Below are 19838 nucleotides of genomic sequence, written 5' to 3' on the forward strand. Positions count from 1 at the left end.
AGGCCACGGTGCCACTCTCCAACGTCGACACCGTCCGCGCGGCGTTCGACGCCTACCTCGCGCAGGACCGCGACGCGGCGAACCAGCTGTACGCGGACGACCTGGTGTTCACGAGCCCGCAGGACGACCACATCGACCGGACCGCGTACTTCGAACGGTGCTTTCCCACGGCGGGCCGGCTCAACTCCCAGGAGATCCTGGAGGTCGTGGACGGCGACGGAGACGGTGTCTTCATCCTGTACGAGTACGAGCTGAAGACCGGCGACCGGCACCGCAATACGGAATACATCACGGTGCGCGATGGCCAGATCGTCGAGATCCAGGTCTTCTTCGGCGGGCAGGTGCGACCGACCTGACCACGCGCCCTGCTCAGCGCAGCCGGCGGATGTCGCCGTACGCCCGGTAGAACCCACCTCGGCCGGACTCGCGGACCTCGGTCACCAGGTAGCGGGCGCCCGGCTCGCGGATGCCCTTGGGGAACTGCACCGACCAGTCGCGCCGGTAGCCGTCGGAAACCACCTGGACCCGCAGCCGCCCCCGATCGTCCAGGCACTGCACGACGACGCCCGCGCCGGCGTCGCTGGTCACCTCGACCACCGTCGGCTCCACCGTCCGCGGTGCCTGGCGGGGCGCCTTGACGTCCAGCACCTGCGGCACGTCGCCGACCTGGGCCGCCCGGATCGCCGGCTCGCTGGCGTCGATGCAGGCCAGATGGCCGCCGGTGGTGACGACATAGAGCCGATCGTCGTGGTACTGCATGGAGTACGCCGAGCCGCAGCCGGTGCCGAGCTTCCACAGCCGGGTGCCCGCCGCGTCGAAGCAGTAGATCGAGGACTGGCTGTCGCCGGCGAAGACGTACCGGCCGCCCTGCGCGGTCGCGCAGGAGAAGACCGGGGCGTCGCACCGGTAGCGGCGTTCGACCCGACCGTCCTTGGCCAGCCGCACCACCTCGCGGGTGCTCGTCCCGGCGAACACGCTGCCGCGCTCCTGCCACCCGAAGAGCACCGAGCCGGTGCTGGTGTGCCAGAGCTCGCGGCCGGTACGCCAGTCGTAGCCGGTCACCCCCTGGGAATGGCCGTGGTAGAGCGCGTCGGTGTCGCAGCGCACCATCCAGGCGGAGCGGCCCCGCCCGGGCCGGCGCCAGAGGAACTCGTCCTCGTGGTCGATGGCGGCGATCCCGCCGTCGGCGTCCGAGACGCCCAGGACGCCGTCGTGGATGTCCAGCCAGTAGATGTCGATCTCCGGGGCGATCGCGTACGCCACCCGGGGCACCTTGCCGGAGAGGTCGTAGACGTTGCCGTCGTCGCAGCCGGCGTAGATCCAGGCGTCGTCGGCGACGATGCACTTCACCCCGTCGGGGAGGCGGACCTGGCTGCGCACCTGGGCGTCGTGGCCGAGGGTGGTGATCACGCCGTGCTCGTTGCCCACCATGCAGTGCTGCCCGTCGACGAAGATGCCGAAGGCGGGGGCACCGGAGTCGTAGCGCCACAGCACCGGGGCGGTGCGGGCGGTGGAGCGGGTGCTGACGATCTGCCGTCGGGAGACGCTGCGCTTCTTTCTGACGCCGGGGACCGCCGGGGCGTACCCCTTGCGGACCTTCTCTCCGATCTTCTTCGCCGCGGCCGCCCGGGCCCGCGCGTTGTCCGGATAGGCACTCGCCTTGACCTGCCCCTGGTCGCCGATCCGGCCGTAGCGCACGGTCAGCGTGGCGTCCTCGACGACGACCTCGTAGAACTTGTGCGCACCGTCCACTTCGGACAGTTCGAGGTAGGTCGTCTCCTGCGACATGGGGGCCTCCGAGGGGTCAGCGACCGGCCCGACGTGGCCGGCGCGGCGACAGTGACCACACGCTAACCGCTACCCCCGACAAGATCGTCGGGGTTGACGAGCCGCTGGTGGCGGCCCGTCAACCCCGATCCGTGCCCGCTAAGACTCGGGTCACTCACCGCCCCGGTGCACGACTATCGCGAGGTCCCGCGAAGCACCTCGACGACGAAGCGGTGGTCGTCCAGTTGCGGAAGTCCGGAGACGCCGAACCAGCCGACCACGCCGGTGCCGCGCACGCGCAGTGGCACCGCGCCCCCGGCGGCCGCGTACTTCGCGGCCGGCAGTCCGAATCTGTCCGCCAGGGTCACCTGCTTGTCCTGGCACAGCCGTGCCATGTACAGCGACGAGTGCTCGAACCGCATCACCACTCGTCCCTTGCGACGCAGCCACCCGTCGTTGTCCAGCGTCGAACCGGGCAGGCCACAGTGGAACAACTGGCGCCCGGTCCGCCACACACCCACGGAGATCGGCAGGTCCCGCTCCCTCGCGGCGGCGACCGCCCGCATCCCCAACTCGTACGCGTCCGACTCCGAGAGAGCCGGCAGCTCCAACTCGCCCTCCTCGCGCAGCAGCTCCTCCAGCGTCGGCCACGCGTCATGGTCAAGTGGCATACGTACCTCTTCTTGGTCGAGTGGCGGACTGCGCCGGGGTGTTCCGTGCAGGTTGATTGTCGCAAACCGGATGGGTGCCTCCTCCGCGATGGGCCAGACGCCGGCGACACGTGCGTACATGATCAATGTCGGTGCCGAGGCGTAACCTCGGCCCGGTGAGGATCCGACCCGGGAGGGACCCCGATGGCTGACGCCGATGATGTCCGCCGGATAGCCCTGGCCCTGCCGCACGTGGCGGAGATCGACAGCGAGGGCTTCGACTTCCGGGTCGCCGACAAGGGATTCGTCTGGTCCTATCCCGAGCGCGTGCCGGGGAAGGCACGGGTGATCCGGACCGACGTCGCGGTGCTGTTCGTCGGCGACGAGGCCGAGAAGCAGGCTCTCCTCCTCGGCGAGCCGGACCTCTTCTTCACCACACCCGGCTACGAGGGGTGGCCGCTGGTGATGCTGCGCCTGGCCGAGGTCGATGTCGAGCGCCTTCGGGAGCTGGTGACCGACGCGTGGCGGATGCGGGCCCCGGACGCGCTGGTCAGCGACCGTTGACGGCTGCCTGACCGGCGCGGTGCCGCGCCCACCGCGCTCGCCGGAGCGGGGCGACGCGGGCGGGTGCCCGGCCCGGCGCGGTGGCGGCCCAGGCGGGGCGTTGGTCGTCGTCGATCGTGAGGGTGGCCAACAGCCCGGGGTGGTCGGTCGCCCCGCGCATGCCTATCGACCTGCTGCAACAGATCGTGACGTCGGTTGTCGCCATGATCTGTTGCACCGCGCCGTCGTCGATCCGCAGGTAGCCCGGCGGCACACAGGACCGCACGTCGGGGGAGCCGCCGTGCCGGAGGTTGAGGTCGCCGCTCAGCACGGTGGGCGCGTATCCGGTGCTCCTGCGGATCATCGGTACGACCGTGGCGAGCAGGTGGGCGCACTGGGCGAGCGCGACGGTGGCACTGGTGGCCGCCAGGTGTGTGGTGCAGGCGTGCAGCAGGCCGGCGACGTGGACGCAGAGCCAGGCGCGTTCCTCGGGGTCCGTGACATCCTGCGTCGGGTGGATCCCGCTGTGCACCGTGTGTCCCGGGTACGGCGCGGCAAGGTGGGTCAGCAGCCCGACGCCGTACGGCTGCCCGTTGCGGCACTCCGTGACGGCGCCGGTAGGGCGGTCACCGGCAGCCTTGAAGGCGGAGACGACCGTGCCGCCGCCGTGGACGGCCGCGAACACGTGCTCCAGCGCGGCCACGTCGTCCTGACAGATCTCGTTGAGGGTGACCAGGTCGGGCAACTCGGCCCGGATCACCTCCGCGGCCTCGGTCACCGATCGGCCCGTGTAGCAGCCGGCCCGGCCGCTGTTGCAGAGGTTCAGCTGGAGCACCCGCAGGGCGGTGGATCCGGTGGAGTCGGCCACCGACGATCCGGCCGGCAAGCCGGCCACGGCGATCAGGCACACCACGACCAGGGCCGGGCGGAAACTTCGGTACGAACGAGCAGCCCCGCTCCGGCGCAGGAGTCCGACCAGGGCCGCACCACGCAGACGACGGCACCCGCGGGGGCGGGTGACGTCGGTGGCGGGCTGCTCGGACATGCGGACTCCGGGTGGAGGAGGACGTGTCTTCGCCGGGTGGCAGCGATCTTACTGCTGCCGATCGGTCGCCGGACGCTGTGCAGGCCGAGGTGTTCCGGGCGCCAGGAGCGCGGAGTTGGTCCGGGGCGCAGGCGCGGTGGGCTCGCGGCCGGTAGCCCGACCGGGTGAACGGCGCTCGCGCGGGGACCCCCGGCGACGGGTGCACCGGCATGCTGCCTTCGACGAGGCGGTGCCCGCACGACACCGGGGTGGAGAGGATTCCAGATGGCAGACGGCGACGTGCCGGAGCAGATGCAGGCCGCGGCCTTCGACGAGTTCGGCGGTCCGGAGGTGATCACCCCGTGCATCCTGCCGGTGCCGCAGATCGCCGACGACGAGGTGCTGATCAAGGTGTGGAGCGCCGGCGTCGGGGTCTGGGACGCCATGACACGGGAGGGCACGCTGGTGCCCGAGGGATCCACCTTCCCGATGGTGCCCGGCGCCGAGGCCGCCGGCAGCGTCGCCGCAGTCGGAAAGCAGGTGACCAACGTCGCCGTGGGCGACGTGATCTACGTGTACGGCTACACCCGGCCCAAGGGCGGCTTCTACGCCGAGTACGCGGCGACCAGGGCCGAGTACGTCGCGAAGCTGCCGGCGGGCCTGCCGGTGGAGCACGCGGGGGCCATGCCCACCGACGCGCTGACCGCCTTGACGGGCCTGGACGTGCTGGACCTGTCCGCCGGCGCGTGGTTGCTGATCTTCGGGGCGAGTGGGGGACAGGGTCACCTGGCCGTGCAGTTGGCCAAGCGGCAGGGGCTCAACGTGGTCGCCGTGGCGTCCGGGGCGGAGGGCGTGGCGCTGGTGAGCCGGCTCGGCGCCGATCTGGCCGTCGACGGTCACGGTGACCTCGCCGAGGTGCTCGCCCGGATCCGGGAGGTGGCGCCGGACGGCATGGACGGCCTGTTGGCGATGGCCGGTGGGAAGACGCTGGACAAGCTCACCGAGGCGCTGCGCGACGGCGGTGTGCTCGGGTACCCCCACGGGGTGCAGCCGGAACCGAGCGAGCGGCCCGGCGTGACGGTGCGGGCGTACGACGGCGAGACCGGGCCCCGGCAGTTGCAGCGCCTCAACGAGCTCATCGAGGCGGGACCGTTCGAGGTGCACGTCGCCGAGAAGTTCCCGCTGGGGCAGGCGGCGGAGGCGCACCGTCGCCTGCAGACCTCCTTCTCGGGCAGGCTGCTGCTCACGGTGGTCTGACCGCCGGCCGCGGCACCGACCGACTGATGCTGGCGACAGCAGGTGGTTCCGGAAATAGTCGAGCCTGCGCAGACCGGGGTAGCCCAGCTATTAATGGCGAGGTCGAGAACATTTCCACCCTGCGGTGAGCGGGGACTGGCTTCGGGAGCTGCCCGAGGCCGAGCGGGGCGGGTCCCCGCGTAACGATCGCCATTATTTCGTCAGCAGGAAGAGAGCATTTCCTTTCATCGCCGAGTTCGCCGGGTCGGCTCGTCCGTCCGTCGGCGATTTCGGTGTAGCTGCCGCCTCGCCATTCATTGCCGTGCGGCCGCCGGTGGCGGCGATCGCGTCGGACGTGCTGCAGGTGTGGGTGAGCAGACGGATGGGTCGGAACTCGCCGAGCCCGCCCTCGGTGCGCCGCCGGGAGGCGGTCGTCAACGTCGCCGGCAGCGAATATGTGGATGAGAAGAATTCGCTGCGACAATCGTGAAATCGTGCGGAGCGGCGCCGAAGTGAAGCAGGACACATCCGTGGGCGCTGTTTTGTCGGCGGCGCCGACGCTGAACAGCGAAAGGGTCGCGTCGCGCCAGTTGCCGCGCCGCCGGAAATCTCCCGGGCCTTCTTGACGGCGTATCCGTGATGCGATCTCATCGGGGCCGGCGCCGACGAATCATCAAACGGCCGGCGCCGTCCGGCGTCCCGTCATCGTGGTCGTGCCATTCACCCTTGGCCCGCGACCATGGTGGACGCTGCCCATTTCGCCCACCCGATCGGTGGGCCCTTTCGAAAGGGAGTGCACAATGACGTCACTCGGTGTCAAGATGCTCGGTGCGGTCGCCGTCACCGGTATCGCTCTCGCGGCCGGCGCCTCACCCGCCACGGCCTCCGCCGACAGCGACTTCGCACTGGAGAGCGCCGGGGTCAGCGCCTACGGCAGCTACGACATGATGATGAGCATCCCGGAGCGGCCGGTACCGCCGGTGGCGGTCAACGGGACGCTCGCGGTCAACGCTCCCGGGCGGTGCGGCGTGGTCCAGATCGCCACCAACGGGCCGGCTGACGAGCTCGTCTGGCGGACCTTCGCCGCGCTGTGCACTCCTGGTAAGACGACCGCCCAGACCCGTTCCGAGTTGCTGTGGGGCGGTTTCAAGCCACGGCTCCGGCTGTGCGTCGGCACCACGGTGGCCCGGGCGGAGCGTGGCCGGGTCTGCGACACGTACACCCCTCCGGTCGACTGACCCGGACCGCGCAGCACGGCCCGGGCCGCGCGACCAGCGTGGCCCGGGCACGTGCGGGCTGCCGGGCGATGAAGCCAGGCTCACCCCGCCTTCGGCGTGGCCGCCCGGGCCAGGGCGACGACCCGCCCACGCTCCGACTCCGCGAAGCGGTCGAGCATGGCCCGCACCTCGTCGGCGCTCACGTTGGCGCCGAACAACTCGCTGCCCGGTTCCAGTCGTACGCCCTCGGCGAGGGGGGCGGCGACGACCGGATCGAAGCCGAGCCGGTCGACCAGGGACGCGACGACGTCGAGATCAGCGGGGTCGTCGCCGGCGATGGCGATGGCCTTACGGTCGGGTGTGCCGCTCGGCCGCGCCCCGTCCTCGAGATCGTGGTAGCCCATGTGGTTGAACGCCTTGACGACGCGGGAGCCGGCCAGGAACGCCTGGACGGTCTCGCTCGACGAGGTGCGCGGGTCGGTAAGGTCGTCGCGGATGCCGTCGATCTCCCACCAGTAGTTCATCGCGTCGACGACGAGCTTGCCGCGCAGCGCCTCGACGGGGATGCTCCGGTACTTGCCCAGCGGAAGGGCGAGGATGACGATGTCGGCGCCGGCCACGGCGTCGACCGCGGTGGTGGCGACCGCGCCGGGCGTGAGCACCTCGATGGTGAGGGCGATCTTCTCCGGGTCGCCGGAGCCGGCGATCAGCACCCGGTAACCGGCGGCGAGGGCGAGTCGAGCGAGCACGGTGCCCACCTTGCCGGCACCGAGGATGCCGAGGGTCCGGGGCTCGCTCCGGGCGCTGTCGTTCATGTCGTCCTTCCGCTCTCCGATCGGGCGTCCGTGGGCCCGATCAACTGGCCAGGATGTCACGGACCATGGGGATCACCTTGGTGCCGTACAGCTCCACCGCGCGCATCCGGGCGCTGATCGGCTGCGCTCCGGCGGTGTAGATGAGGTCGAACCGGCCGACGCCGAGACTGCGGATCGCGCGGGCCACCCGGCGGGCGACGGTCTCCGGGGAGCCGATGTAGAGGGACCCGTGCTCCACCTCGGCATCGAACTCGGCGCGACGGATCGGCGGCCAACCGCGCAGCGCGCCGATCCGGTCCCGCATGACCCGGTAGTACGGCCAGTACAGCTCCTTCGCCTCCTCGTCGGTGTCGGCGATGAAGCCGGGCGAGTGCATCCCGACCGGGTGCGCCGTCGTGCCCAGCTGCTCGGCGGCCCGGCGGTAGAGGTCGATGTAGGGCGCGAAGCGCTCGGGAGCGCCGCCGATGATGGCGAGCATGAGCGGCAGGCCGTACCGGGCGGTACGCACCACCGACTGCGGCGAGCCGCCGACACCCACCCAGGTGGTGAGGCGTCCCGATTCGGTCTTCGGGAAGACGTCGGCGCGCTCGAGCGGGGCGCGCTTGGTGCCGCTCCAGGTGACCGGCTTCTCGTCCAGCAGCTTCACGAACAGCTCGATCTTCTCCTCGAAGAGCACGTCGTAGTCGCGCAGGTCGTAGCCGAACAGCGGGAAGGACTCGGTGAACGACCCGCGCCCGAGGATGACCTCGGCCCGGCCGTGCGACAGCGCGTCCACCGTGGCGAAGCGCTGGAACACCCGGACCGGGTCGTCCGAACTCAGCACGGTCACCCCGGAGGCGAGCCGGATCCGCGAGGTACGCGTGGCGATCCCGGCCAGCACGGTCTCCGGCGTGGACACCGAATACTCCGGCCGGTGGTGCTCGCCGAGGGCGATGACGTCGACCCCCAGGTCGTCCGCCAGCACCGCCTCGTCGACGACCTGGCGGATCGCCGCGGCGTAGGAGACGAGCTTGCCGGAGTCGTCCTCCGGCACGTCGCCGAAGGTGTCGAGGCCGAATTCCAGATCAGACATGGGTGGGCTCCTTCGCCAGCAGCTCCCGGACCCGCGGCGCAACCTCACTGCCCAGCAGTTCGATGGTGCGCGCGCGTGCCTCGCGGGGCAGGTGCATGATGTCGTACTTGAGGTCGAAGCGGCTCAGCCGCAGGTCACGGGCCATGGTGGCGATCTTCTGCGCGACGGTTTCGGGTGACCCGACGAAGAGCGCGCCGCCGTCGAGCTCGGCCTCGTAGCGCTTGCGGTCCGGCTTGTAGAAGCCGCGTTCCGCAGCGATCTGCGCCACCACCGGCTGCCAGTACCGCCACCAGGTCTCCACCGCCTCCTCGTCGGTGTCCGCGACCAGGCCGAGCGAATGCTGCCCGATCGGCTGCACTGGATGCCCGAACTGTTCGAGCGCCCGGAGGTAGAGGTCGACGTGGCCGGCGAACCGCTGCGGGCGCCCGCCGATGATCGCGAGCATGAGCGGAAGGCCGTAGCGAGCGGCGCGGACCACCGAGTTCGGGCTCCCGCCGACACCGATCCACGTCGGGATGCCACCCGCCGGCATCCGCGGATGCAGGCGCTGCTCGACCAGCGGGCTGCGTACGGTGCCCGACCAGGTGACCTTTTCGTCCCGCTGAAGCCGGACGAAGAGGTCGAGCTTCTCCTCGAACAAGCGCTCGTAGTCCGCCAGGTCGTAGCCGAACAGCGGGAACGACTCGGTCGCCGACGCCCGCCCGAGAACCAGCTGGGCCCGGCCGTTCGACACCGCGTCCAGGGTTGCGAACTCGTGGTAGAGCCGGACCGGGTCGTTGGTGCTGAGCACCGTCACCGAGGTCCCGAGGCGGATCCGCTCGGTCGCCGTCGCGATCGCCGCGAGCAACACCGGCGTCGCCGAGTCGGTGTGGCCCTCCCGGTAGTGCTCGCCCACGCTGAACACGTCGAGGCCGACCGACTCCGCGAGCCGTGCCTCGTCGATGAGCAGCCGCACCGTCTCGGCGTCGCTCAGGACCCGGCCGCCGTCGGTGGCGACCTCCCCGAACGAGTTGAGCCCCAGTTCAAAGCCCTGAGCTGTCATCGCCTCCTCCTCACGCTCGCTCCCCGGCGGCGATCTCGCCGCAGGAAGCCCTCGACGATTGACACGTCAACCATGCTAGCCTCAGGATTGACATGTCAACCAGGAGCGGGAGATGACGAAAGCCACACCTGACCGGCGGAAGGGACGACAGCTCCCGAGCGCGGCGGAGCTGCGGGCCTGGCGCGACTACATCGAGACGGCGGAAGCACTCAGGTCCCAGCTCGCGTCCCGCCTCCAGACCGAGTCTTCCCTCTCCCCGGGCGACTACGCCGTGCTGCTCGCTCTCACCGAGGCGCAGGAACGGCAGATGCGCTCCTCCGAACTCGCGGCCCACATCGGCTGGGAGCGCAGCCGGCTCTCCCACCACCTGGGGCGGATGGAGCGGCGCGGGCTCATCCGACGCCAGGAGTGCGCCACCGATCGCGGCGGGGCGGAGGTCCTGCTCACGCCGGCCGGAGCCGACGCGTTCCGGCGCTCCACCGTTCCGCACCTGCGCGCCATCCGCGAACTCTTCGTCGACGCTCTCACGCCGGATCAGCTCGTCGCGGCGGGCGAGATCGCCGCAGCGCTGCGCGCGCACCTCGACACGCACCAGATTCCTCAGGCGCCGCGAAACGTCCCGTGAGCCCAGAGCTCTCGTCGCACTGGTGATGCTGGGACCAAGCATCCAGCGGCTGAGCGCAGCCGCTAAGCGGTGGTTGATTCCCGATTCGGTGCTTATGACGCATCCGGGATATCTGTCCGCCGATGTTCCTTATGCTCCAGGTGACATTCCTACTCGATCCAGGACTCCGGCCGGTCCTGCGCCGCGTCCTGCCCGCGCCACGGACCGCTGGCCTGGCGTCGCCTCGCAGCACGCCCCTGCCACGGCTCGCGACCGCCGGTTCCGACAGAGATGCGTGAGACACGATGAAGGACGCGGACACCATTGTCCTGCCCAGGCTGGCGTCGACCGAGGTCGACGTCGAGGATCCCTGGGGCGAAGGCCACGACGTGGCCCCCCAGCCGGCGACCCACCCCGTCCGGTGGCGGGTCGCCGCCTGGCTGGTACCGGCACTGCTGACGGTCGCGCTCTGCCTCGTCCGGGCCGGCGCGCCCGTCCCGCCCACCGAGGACGCCCCGACCTGGGGCATCGCCGGCTCAGCGCTGATGCGCTGGTGGGCGGAGTTCCTCGGCACGCCGGGCCCGGCGGTGCGGGCGGTGTCGATGGTGGCCATCACCGCCGCGGCGGCCCTCGTCGGGCTGTTGGCGGCCCGACTGTTCACGCCGCGGGTCGGCCTGCTGGCCGGAGTGATCTTCGCGCTGCTGCCGACATCGACCCGGTACGCGCAGGAGGTCCAGCCGTACGCGCTGACGGTGTTCGCCGCCGTGCTCGCCACGTTCCTGCTCGTGCTGGCCGTCGACCGGCCGACGTTCGGCCGCTTCGCCGGCTACGGCGCCGCGGTGCTGCTGCTGGGCCTCTCCCACGGTCTCGCGCTGCTGTTGCTGGCCGGACACGGCTGGACCGTTTTCGCCTTCCGGCGCGGCGTGGCCGGCCGTTGGTCGGCGGTGGCGCTCCTGGGTGCGCTACCCGCGGCCGCCGCGCTGGGACTGTTCGGCGGGCAACCCGGCGCGCCGATCGCGGGATCGAAGCTCACCCCGGACGTGTTGGCCGCGACCCCCCGGGAACTGTTCGGCGTCACCGCCCTGGGGATCGTGCTGCTCGGGTTGGCGCTGTTCAGCCTTCCGTTGCGGCGTTCCGCCGCCGTCTACACCGCGTGGGCGGTGGTGCCCCCGCTGGGGTTGCTGCTCGTCGCGCAGGCGACGCCGATCTGGCTGCCGGAGGTATTGCTCTTCACGCTTCCGGCGTGGGCGACGCTCGGGGCGGTCGCCCTCGCCCGGGTGCGTGCCCGATGGTGTGCGGTCGCCCTGGTGGCGATCGCGGTGCTCGGTGCGCCGGCACAGCTGGCCCGGCCGGCGCCGGAGGGCCGCGAGCAGGCGACCGGCGATCTCGCGAGGATCATTCAACTGTGGACCCGGCCCGCCGGCGGCGAGACGCCGCACGGGGCTCGCCCGGCCCCCGCCGGTGAATGAGACGACCGGCGGAACGATGCTCATGACCATTTAAGCAACACGCACCCTTTGAGCAGATTGCCCGAATAGCATCAGCTCCGGTCGAGTTCATGTCGGGCAGAGTCCTTTGGGGGCAACGTGGGGATCGCCAGCGACACCCGGCTGGCTCACGTCGCGGGGGAGGTCACGGCGGGTGCTCCGGCCGCCACCTCGCCCCGGGCCTCGTCGGAGCAGCCCTCCGACCGTCGACAGCGCAACGTCAGAGCGCGTCGTGCCTACGCGGCATGCGGGACGACGGCCGGACCGTTGGTCGCGCCGCGGCACCCGGAGGCGGCGGTCGAGTTCCGCCACGCCGTCTCGCCGGTGTCACGGCTGATCCTCACGCTGTTCGTCCTCGTCAACAGCGCGGCCGGGGTGCTGTTCATCGGCTGGCTGTTGCTCCCCGCGCACGTGCCGGGGCCGGGCGTGACCGGGATCGGGAACTGGCAGACGACGGCGGCCCGGCTCGGCTTCTGCGTGGTCGTCGGCGTGGAGCTGATCCGCCTCGCGCAGAACGTGGTGATCTGGGTGTTCGCGTTCCACGCCAAGGATCCGATCCCGGTCGATCCGCCGGTCGGCCTGCGGGTGGCGCTGCTCACCACGATCGTGCCCAGCAAGGAGCCGATCGACGTCGCCGAGCGGACCCTGCGGAGGATGACGCAGATCGTGTACTGCGGCCAGGTCGACGTCTGGATCCTCGACGAGGGGGACGACCCGGCGGTGAAGGAGATGGCCGCGCGACTCGGGGTGCGGCACTTCAGCCGTAAGGGCCGCCCGGAGTACAACCGGCCGAGCGGCGAGTTCCGGGCCCGGACGAAGTCGGGCAACCACAACGCCTGGCGGGCGGAGTACGAGCACTGCTACGACGTGGTCGCCAACGTCGACCCGGACCACGTCCCGTTGCCGGGCTTCCTCGAACGGACCCTCGGCTACTTCCGTGACCCGGACGTCGCCTTCGTGGTGACGCCGCAGGTCTACGGCAACATGCACCAGAACTGGGTCGCGCACGGCGCGTCGGTGCAGCAGTACCTCTACAACGGGCTCATCGCGCGGGGCGGGAACGGGCTGGACGCGCCGCTGCTCACCGGCACCGGCCACCTCTACCGACCGGCGGCCTGGCGGAGCATCGGGGGCTACCAGGACTCGATCATCGAGGACCATCTCACCAGCATCCGGGTCCACGCCGCCGTCAACCCGCAGACCGGTAACCGGTGGAAGGGCGTCTACACCCCGGACGTGGTGGCCATCGGGGAAGGCCCGACGTCGTGGGCGGACTACTTCAACCAGCAGAAGCGGTGGGCGGCCGGCATCTGCGAGATCCTCATCCGCCCCGAGCTGCGCGCACCGCGCGAACTCCGTGGCCGGCGCCGCTGGCAGTACCGCCTGCTGCAGTTCTACTACCCGAGCGTCGCCGTCAGCCTGTTGCTGGGCAATCTCGCCACGGCCATGTACCTGCTCACCGGGGTGGGCGCGGCCCAACTCGACGTCACCGTGTGGTCGGTGCTGTGGGGCTCGAGCATGGGCACCTGGTTCCTGCTGTGGCTCTGGCTCCGCCGCTTCAACATCGCTCCCCACGAACGGGAGGAGATCGGCCTGGTCGGCATGGCGCTGGCGCTGTTCGCCGGTCCCATCTACGTGGCCGCCGGTGTCAGTGCGCTGCTTCGGCGGAAGCTCGGGTTCGTGGTGACGGCCAAGGGGAAGCTGCGCACCACCGAGTCGCTCGGCACCTTCCGGCTGCACTTCTGCTGGGCGGCTTTCGCCGCTGCCCTGCTCGGCGCGAGTTTCGTACTGGACACCAGCTTCACCATGCTCCACGTCTGGCCGATCCTGACCCTCGTGACAGGTCTCGGTCCGCCGCTGATCGCGCTCCTGTCGAACATCACGGCCCGCGGAGAGCAGCACGACGACACGGCCGAGCAAGCCGCGCGCGCCGGCAATGAGGAGCGCCAACCGCCGAAGTCGCGGGTGGCGGCGAACGGGGGTCTGCCATGGCCAAGCTGACCGTCCTGCGGGTCATGATGGTGTTGATCGCCGCGCTGCTGCTGGCCTACGCCTTCGCCATGGCGCCGAGGACCACGGCCGAGGGCCGAAAGGAGGCGCCGCCCGACCGGGTCGCCGCGGCCGGACCAAGCGCGGTGGCGACGGCCGAACCAGGCTCGTCGCTCGGACCGGACCGGAAGATCTTCCCTCCGGCCGGTAAGACGTTCATCGGTGTCATGACCCACGAGGGCCCGCACGACTTCACCGCGGTGAACAGGTTCACGGCGGCCGCGAAGCGCCAGCCGCAGGTCATGCTCTTCGGCTCCGGATGGGCATCCGACACATTCGACCGGACGCCCTTCGACCGGATCAACGACCGCGGCATGCTGCCAATGCTGGGCTGGGAACCGTGGGACTACCGATTGGGCGAAGCGGCCATCAAGAAGGGGCTCCCGACCCGCGAGGTCGACAGGTTACGGAACGAGCAGACCCAGTACCGGTTGTCCCACATAGCGCGCGGGGACTTCGACAGCTACCTGCGATCCTGGGCCGAAGGGATCAAGTCACTCGGCTACCCGGTAGCCATTCGGTTCGCCCATGAGATGAACGGCTACTGGTACCCGTGGTGCGAGTTGGTCAACGGCAACCGACCGGGCGACTACGTCAAGGCGTGGCGCCACGTACATGATCTGTTCCGGGCCGCCGGGGCCACCAACGTCACATGGGTGTGGAGCCCGAACAACATCTGGGACGATTCGCTCCCGGAACTCTCCACGTTCTACCCGGGCGATGCCTACGTCGACTGGGTGGGCATCTCCGGCTACTACACCACTGTGTTCACCCCGGACTACCGGTCCTTCGACGTGATCTTTGACAGGATCATCAAGGAGATCCGCGCCTTCAGCAGCAAACCGCTGGTGATCACCGAGACCGGTGCCTCCGACGCCTACGGGCGCAAGGCCGAGTGGATCACGCAGACATTCCGGCTGCTGCCCCGCTACAAGGACATCATCGGCGTCATCTGGTTCGAAGTGAACAAGGAGAGGGAGGTGGACTGGCGCATCGTCAGCTCACCGGCAGTGGCAAGAGCCTTCGCCAAGGGGGTCGCCGACCCTCGCTACCAGGTCACCTGGTCGCCAGACATGCTCCTGCGCACGAAACTCGAGGACTAGATGTTCCGTACCCTGCCTCGTCCCCGGGTTGACGACATGGCCGAGCGGTCGCTCGCGCCGACAGCGAGGAACGCCCCGCCGAGGTTGCGGGTGGCGGCCGAGGGGGTTCTGCAACGATGAGGCTGACCGTTCCGCGGGTCCTGATGGTGCTGATCGGCGCGCTGCTGCTGACCTACGCGTTCGCCATCGCACCGACCACCATGTCCGGGAGCCGGGAGGACGGTCCGTCCGGCCGGATTGCGAAGGCCGAGCCGGGCGCGGCCGTGACGGCCGGAGCCACGGCGGCACCGAGCGCGCCGCCCCGACCGGCTGCGGAACTCTTCCCGCCGGCCGGCAAGGCGTTCATCGGTGTCATGACACACGAGGGCCCGCACGACTTCACCGCGGTGGACACGTTCACGGCGGCCGCGAAGCGCGAGCCGCAGGTGATGCTCTTCGGCGCGGGGTGGGCGTCCGACACATTCGACCGGACGCTCTTCGACCGGATCCGCGACCGGGGCATGCTGCCGATGCTGGCGTGGGAACCGTGGGACTACCGCCTGGACAAGGCGGCCCGCAAGAAGGGCTTCAGCGCCCGCAAGATCGACAAGATCCGCTCCGACCAACCCCACTACCGGTTGTCCCGCATCGCGCGGGGGAGCTTCGACACGTACCTGCTGTCCTGGGCCCAGGGCATCAAGGCACTGGACTATCCGGTGGCCATCCGGTTCGGCCACGAGATGAACGGCGACTGGTACCCGTGGTGCGAGACGGTCAACGGCAACCGGCCGGGCGACTTCGTGAAGGCCTGGCGGCACGTCCACGACGTGTTCGAGGCGGCCGGGGTCAAGAACGTCATCTGGACGTGGAGCCCGAACGTCAGGTGGGACGACTCGACCCCGAAACTCTCCACGCTCTACCCGGGCGACGACTACGTCGACTGGGTCGGACTCTCGGGGTACTACGGCACCGGGGCGCTCTCGACGTACCGGTCCTTCGACGCGATCTTCAACCCCACGATCAAGGAGATCCGAACCTTCACCCAGAAACCGTTGGTCATCACCGAGACCGCCGCCTCCGACGGTAATGGGCGCAAGGCCGAGTGGATCAAGCAGACCTTCCAGTTGCTGCCCCGCCACCGGGACATCATCGGCCTGATCTGGTTCGAGGCGAACAAGGAGGTGGACTGGAGGATCGTCAGTTCTCCGGCCGCCGCCAAGGCCTTCGCCCGGGCGGTCGCCGCCCCCCGGTACGACTTCGGCTGGTCGCCGACCATGCTGCCGCGTACGCAGATCGAGGAGTAGGCCCGACGGACCGGACGCTGCCCGCGTGACGCACCTGGCGGCGGGCCAGAAGTTGATCGACCCCCTACAATCCTGTGGCACCTGTCACACCCGGCTCCGGGTCTTCTCCGCGCCGGGCGCACCACTCGGCGCGCGGAGGGGAGGCTCGGGAGTGAGTCCACGTCACGGATCCGGTCCTGGCGGCATGTGGCGGATCGGCCCGATCCGCCTGCTGGCGGTGGTGGGAGTCGGCTACCTGATCATCGTGCTGACGCTCGCGGCGGTGAACGTGGATCTGGGTTTCGGGGAGTCGCCGGCGGCGGATCGTCCCGGTCCGGCCGGCCCGGCGACCGACCTCGATCCGGCCTTCCCGACGCCGGACCCGGCCACCGCCACTCCGGCCGAGGGCGGCGGGGAGGTGCGCGTCGGATCGGTGGCGACCCGACCCGCCGCACCGTCGACGGCACCCCCGACCACCCGCCCGCCGGCCACCCGGCCGCCCGCCGCCCCGGCGGCACCGGTGGTGGTGCGGTCCTACGAGGCCGAGTCGACGGAGAACGGCCTGGACGACATCAGGATCTACGACTGCCCCGGCTGCTCCGGCGGGAAGAAGGTGGGCAACATCGGGCGTGACATGGGAACGCTGCAGTTCAACGGCGTGACCGCCCGCACCGGCGGGTCGGCCACCGTGACCATCGCGTACGTCAACGGCGAGGCCCCCCGCGTGGGGCGGATCAGTGTGAACGGCGCGGCCCCGATCACGCTGACCTTCCCGGGGACGGGCGGGTGGAGCAGCGTCGGCACCATGGTCGTGACGGTGCCGCTCCGACCCGGGCCCAACACGCTCAAGATGTTCAACCCGGACTCGCCGGCACCCGACTTCGACAAGATCACCGTGGCCGTCCGATAGTGCCGCCCCGCCGGACGCCCCGATCCGGTCGGGCCGCCGGCCGGCGTGCTCAGACGCCGGAGGGGTAGCTCTCGGGTTCGGCGAGGTTGGCGGGCCGGATGTGCAGCGGCCGGACGGCCTGGGACTCGTCAACCCAGCAGAGGGCGTCGTAGCGGTCGCCGAGCACCGTGGCGACGTAGTTGCCCCAGCTCTCCCGTTCCGGGTGGTAGACCACGCCGACCGCCCGATGGTCGAGTTCGTCGGTGAGCAGGTCGGGCCGGCCGTCCCGGGGAAAGACGAAGAGCGCCTCCGGCGGCGCGGCGGCGTGCAGCGCGTCCTCCAGCGAGTGTCGCCGGCCCGGCGGCATCGCCATCACCCGCATCGGCGCCCCCCAGGCGTCGCCGGCCACCACGGTCCCCCGATGGGTGGTGAAGCCGACCAGGACGACCTGGTCGACGCCGTACCGCTCGCGGGCGAGTTGGCCGATGTTGACCTCGCCCGCCTCGACCATGTCGGTGGCCCGGGCGTCACCCACGTGGGTGTTGTGTGCCCAGACGACCGCCTTCGCGCCCGGTCCGTAGTGCGTGAGCAGCCGGTCGAGGGTGTCGTCCATGTGCCGGTCACGGACGTTCCACGACTCGCGGCCGCCCCGCACCATCGCCCGGTAGTAGCGCTCGGCGCCGGCGACCGCCTCGGCGTTCTGCCACGCCCCGAACCGGCCCGCGCCGTCGGCGGCGGCCCGCTCGCGCAGCGCGGCGAGCAGGTCGACGACCTCGTTCTCGCAGCTGTTCGGCACCAGCCGGGTCGCCAGCGCGTACTGCTGCGGGTCCTCGTCGTACGGCTGGAAACAGCGGTACGCGGCCAGCGCCGCCGGCACCTGTTCCGGGTCGTGCTCGCGCAGGTAGACGAGGATCTCGTGCAGCGACTCCCACAGCGAGTACACGTCCAGGCCGTGGAAGCCGACCCGTGCCGTCGCATCCAGCTGGGCGTTGTGGGCCCGCAGCCAGCGGGTGAAGTCGACGACCTCCTCGTTGGCCCACATCCAGGTCGGCCACCGCTCGAACGCCGCGAGGGCTGCGCGCGGATCCGCCGGCGCGTCGCTGCGGCACCGTACGCTGCGGTCGACCCGGTCGCAGTCGGGCCAGTCGCCCTCCACGGCGACGAACGAGAAGCCCTTCTCCTCGACGAGCCGCCGCGTGATCGCGGCCCGCCAGGTGTAGAACTCGTGCGTGCCGTGGGTCGCCTCGCCCAGCATCACCACCCGGGCGGCACCGACGCGGTCCAGCAGCACGTCCAGGTCGCCCGGGTCGGTCAGCGGCGCCGCGAGCCCGGTCACCTCGTCGTCGTAGCGTCCCATCGCGCACTCCCGCCGCCTCGGATCGGCCCGTGGCCACCCGGCAGGCGCTCGGGCCGTACCGGCGGGCGCCCAGCAGCTCCCGCCCGCCGTCACGGACACGTCGACCCGTGCCTACCCGCACCGGCTGGGCGCATGCGTACCGGCTGCCGTCGTTCGGCGGCTGCCGTCGCCGGCAGGCGGGGAGGTGCCGGCCGCCCGAAGACGTGCGGGTGCGCCGGACCGACCCCCAAAAGGCCCGGAATCAGGAGGAATGACCAGGGGGCCGGCAGGGCACATGGACGGGGTGAGCACGGTGGGCAACCAAGCGGGCATGTGGGTCGTCGAGGACCTGGATCAGCTCGTCAACCTGGTGCGGAACAACGCGGACGAGTCGCTGTACGTGCGGTGGTCCCGGGGACCGGAGGCGGACCTGACCGACGAGCAGCAGGCCAGGCAGTCCAGCCGGGATGCGCTCACCGGGACGGAACTGCCGGGCCTGTCCGCCAACCCGCTCGCGGTGGAGTCGTGGTGGGGTGACCGTTCCCTGCGGCTGTGGATCGCCCGCCGGCTGTACGACTACTGCCACCTGGGGGACCTGCGTGGTCCCGGCGTACGTCCGTGGGTGCTGCTGGGCGAGCAGATCGGCCGGGGGCCCGACAACGAACCCCTGGTGATCTGCCACCGGCCGGTGGCCTGGGTCGGCGAGGCGGCCCTGAGGCAGGCGGACCGGGCGGTGGAAGGACAGGCGTCGCGGGAGTGGGGTCCCCTGCACCGGGCGGACTGACCGGCGAGCGCCCCGACCATCCTCGGCGCTCCAACTGGAGGTGCGGCGGCAACGGCGGATCGTCGAGTCGGCCGACATGCCACCTGATGCCCGGACGCCATCGGACGAAGCCCGGCCGCGCGCCGGGGCGTGCCGACGGCCCGGCGACCCCCGTCAGCCGGTCACTGTTCGTCGTCGAGGACCTCGGTCCGGTCGTCGCGCGTGACGGTCACCGGAGGGTGCTCGTCGGGCTGGGGCGCCTGCGCCAAGGTGTGGTGGGGATCCCCGTCGGGGGAGTAGAGCACCCGGTCGGTCTTGCCGGTCTTCTCCCGGTCTTCCTCCGGCTCCGTCACGTCACCCTCCTGCTGCCGCTCGTGTCGCCCACGCTACGCGGCCGGCCCGCTGGTTGGTCCGGTTTCCGCCCGGTACGTGCCGGTCGGCGGGACCGTGGCGGGGCCCGGCGGGGGAGCGGTTGCGCCGGTGCGGCGTGCGCTCAGCCCGGCAGCCGGGCCGGACGGCGCTGCTCGCCGGCCAGCAGGGCGTACGAGGCGAGCGCCCCGGCGAGGACCGCGTCCACGGAGATGACGAAGCCCCGGTCCATCCCGTCCGGGGCGAGGGCCGTGCCGGTCACCAGGGCGGTGACGGCCACCAGCACCATCGCCACCCGGACGAGCTGGAGGGGGTCGGGTCCGCTCCGGTCGGCGCCCGGGGAGGGGCGCCCCGCCACCATCAGCAGGGCGCCGACGGCGCCGGCGGCCCCGATCATCAGCGAGGGCACGGCGAGCCCGTCCACCCCCTGGCGCAGCATGCTGCCCCCGGACCAGGCCAGCAGCCCGAAGACCACCATCGCCAGGAGGTGTGGGAGGGCGCCCCGGCCCACCCGACGCGTCCGGTTCACCGCCGGGTCGTTTCCGTCTGCCACGACAGTCCTCCGCTCGGCCAGAATGCCGTCGATGTCATCGTCGCACCACCGCGCCCG

At 71.0% G+C, this 19838-nt stretch carries 21 protein-coding genes; 12 read left to right on the plus strand and 9 right to left on the minus strand.

All coding sequences use genetic code 11. From position 1 onward, the window contains the following. The first annotated feature begins 8 nt into the window (after positions 1–8). Positions 9–356, plus strand: coding sequence for a nuclear transport factor 2 family protein (locus tag FHX75_RS01450; RefSeq protein WP_154936281.1), 348 nt, complete (start codon positions 9–11; stop codon positions 354–356). A gap of 13 nt (positions 357–369) precedes the next feature. Here FHX75_RS01450 and FHX75_RS01455 read toward each other — a convergent pair whose 3' ends face one another. Next, a complete protein-coding gene (locus tag FHX75_RS01455) occupies positions 370–1788 on the minus strand; it encodes a WGR domain-containing protein (RefSeq protein WP_154936282.1) in 1419 nt (472 codons plus the stop codon). Positions 1789–1961: 173 nt separating this feature from the next. Continuing rightward, the gene (locus tag FHX75_RS01460; RefSeq protein WP_154936283.1) at positions 1962–2438 is read right to left on the minus strand and encodes a heme-degrading domain-containing protein; all 477 of its coding nucleotides are present in this window, start codon (positions 2436–2438) and stop codon (positions 1962–1964) included. Positions 2439–2621: 183 nt separating this feature from the next. On the opposite strand from FHX75_RS01460, the gene FHX75_RS01465 reads away from it, so the two are divergent. Beyond that, a complete protein-coding gene (locus FHX75_RS01465; RefSeq protein ID WP_154936284.1) occupies positions 2622–2981 on the plus strand; it encodes an MmcQ/YjbR family DNA-binding protein in 360 nt (119 codons plus the stop codon). On the opposite strand, the gene FHX75_RS01470 is transcribed toward FHX75_RS01465, so the two are convergent. After that, entirely contained in the window at positions 2968–3828 is an 861-nt protein-coding gene (locus FHX75_RS01470; RefSeq protein ID WP_246157512.1) for an exonuclease/endonuclease/phosphatase family protein, read from the minus strand. The genes FHX75_RS01465 and FHX75_RS01470 overlap by 14 nt on opposite strands. A gap of 441 nt (positions 3829–4269) precedes the next feature. Between FHX75_RS01470 and FHX75_RS01475 the strand changes: the two genes are divergently transcribed. The 3 genes from FHX75_RS01475 to FHX75_RS01485 all read left to right on the plus strand — a co-directional run bounded on the left by FHX75_RS01475 (position 4270) and on the right by FHX75_RS01485 (position 6458). Beyond that, positions 4270–5241: a quinone oxidoreductase family protein gene (locus FHX75_RS01475; protein WP_211364288.1), complete on the plus strand. Its 972-nt coding sequence runs from the start codon at positions 4270–4272 to the stop codon at positions 5239–5241. A gap of 124 nt (positions 5242–5365) precedes the next feature. After that, complete coding sequence (locus tag FHX75_RS01480; RefSeq protein WP_154936285.1) at positions 5366–5710, plus strand: hypothetical protein; 345 nt, start codon at positions 5366–5368, stop codon at positions 5708–5710. Positions 5711–6020: 310 nt separating this feature from the next. Beyond that, positions 6021–6458: a hypothetical protein gene (locus tag FHX75_RS01485; protein WP_154936286.1), complete on the plus strand. Its 438-nt coding sequence runs from the start codon at positions 6021–6023 to the stop codon at positions 6456–6458. Positions 6459–6538: 80 nt separating this feature from the next. On the opposite strand, the gene FHX75_RS01490 is transcribed toward FHX75_RS01485, so the two are convergent. The 3 genes from FHX75_RS01490 to FHX75_RS01500 are packed head-to-tail and all read right to left on the minus strand — an operon-like array spanning position 6539 to position 9366. Continuing rightward, positions 6539–7252 (minus strand): NADPH-dependent F420 reductase, encoded by a 714-nt coding sequence (locus tag FHX75_RS01490; protein ID WP_154936287.1) that lies wholly within the window; start codon positions 7250–7252, stop codon positions 6539–6541. Between the two features lie 40 nt (positions 7253–7292). Continuing rightward, positions 7293–8324, minus strand: a complete 1032-nt coding sequence (locus FHX75_RS01495) for an LLM class flavin-dependent oxidoreductase (RefSeq protein WP_154936288.1) — start codon at positions 8322–8324, stop codon at positions 7293–7295. After that, complete coding sequence (locus tag FHX75_RS01500) at positions 8317–9366, minus strand: LLM class flavin-dependent oxidoreductase (protein ID WP_154936289.1); 1050 nt, start codon at positions 9364–9366, stop codon at positions 8317–8319. The genes FHX75_RS01495 and FHX75_RS01500 overlap by 8 nt, the downstream gene beginning before the upstream one ends. Before the next feature lie 112 nt (positions 9367–9478). On the opposite strand from FHX75_RS01500, the gene FHX75_RS01505 reads away from it, so the two are divergent. From FHX75_RS01505 to FHX75_RS01530, 6 genes are all read left to right on the plus strand, one after another. Beyond that, positions 9479–9991, plus strand: coding sequence for a MarR family winged helix-turn-helix transcriptional regulator (locus FHX75_RS01505; RefSeq protein ID WP_154936290.1), 513 nt, complete (start codon positions 9479–9481; stop codon positions 9989–9991). A gap of 284 nt (positions 9992–10275) precedes the next feature. Next, the gene (locus tag FHX75_RS01510) at positions 10276–11439 is read left to right on the plus strand and encodes a glycosyltransferase family 39 protein (RefSeq protein ID WP_154936291.1); all 1164 of its coding nucleotides are present in this window, start codon (positions 10276–10278) and stop codon (positions 11437–11439) included. A 285-nt stretch (positions 11440–11724) separates the two neighbouring features. Next, positions 11725–13458: a glycosyltransferase family 2 protein gene (locus FHX75_RS01515; RefSeq protein WP_246157513.1), complete on the plus strand. Its 1734-nt coding sequence runs from the start codon at positions 11725–11727 to the stop codon at positions 13456–13458. Further along, on the plus strand, positions 13446–14609 hold the full coding sequence (locus FHX75_RS01520) for a glycoside hydrolase family 26 protein (RefSeq protein WP_154936293.1): 1164 nt from the start codon (positions 13446–13448) through the stop codon (positions 14607–14609). Before FHX75_RS01515 ends, FHX75_RS01520 begins: the two co-directional genes overlap by 13 nt. A 116-nt stretch (positions 14610–14725) precedes the next feature. Continuing rightward, complete coding sequence (locus FHX75_RS01525) at positions 14726–15892, plus strand: glycoside hydrolase family 26 protein (protein ID WP_154936294.1); 1167 nt, start codon at positions 14726–14728, stop codon at positions 15890–15892. 151 nt (positions 15893–16043) lie between these two features. Beyond that, the gene (locus FHX75_RS01530) at positions 16044–16781 is read left to right on the plus strand and encodes a carbohydrate-binding protein (RefSeq protein ID WP_154936295.1); all 738 of its coding nucleotides are present in this window, start codon (positions 16044–16046) and stop codon (positions 16779–16781) included. 49 nt (positions 16782–16830) lie between these two features. On the opposite strand, the gene FHX75_RS01535 is transcribed toward FHX75_RS01530, so the two are convergent. Then, positions 16831–18117, minus strand: a complete 1287-nt coding sequence (locus FHX75_RS01535) for an erythromycin esterase family protein (protein WP_154936296.1) — start codon at positions 18115–18117, stop codon at positions 16831–16833. A 292-nt stretch (positions 18118–18409) separates the two neighbouring features. Here FHX75_RS01535 and FHX75_RS01540 point away from each other — a divergent pair, with 292 nt between their 5' ends. After that, positions 18410–18880, plus strand: a complete 471-nt coding sequence (locus FHX75_RS01540) for a DUF6098 family protein (RefSeq protein WP_211364289.1) — start codon at positions 18410–18412, stop codon at positions 18878–18880. Between the two features lie 161 nt (positions 18881–19041). On the opposite strand, the gene FHX75_RS30525 is transcribed toward FHX75_RS01540, so the two are convergent. Both FHX75_RS30525 and FHX75_RS01545 read right to left on the minus strand, forming a co-directional pair. Next, on the minus strand, positions 19042–19212 hold the full coding sequence (locus FHX75_RS30525) for a hypothetical protein (protein ID WP_170285268.1): 171 nt from the start codon (positions 19210–19212) through the stop codon (positions 19042–19044). Between the two features lie 140 nt (positions 19213–19352). Beyond that, a complete protein-coding gene (locus FHX75_RS01545; RefSeq protein ID WP_154936297.1) occupies positions 19353–19781 on the minus strand; it encodes a hypothetical protein in 429 nt (142 codons plus the stop codon). Positions 19782–19838 lie beyond the last annotated feature (57 nt).

Source organism: Micromonospora palomenae (genome assembly GCF_007829925.1).
Taxonomy (GTDB): Bacteria; Actinomycetota; Actinomycetes; order Mycobacteriales; family Micromonosporaceae; genus Micromonospora; species Micromonospora purpureochromogenes.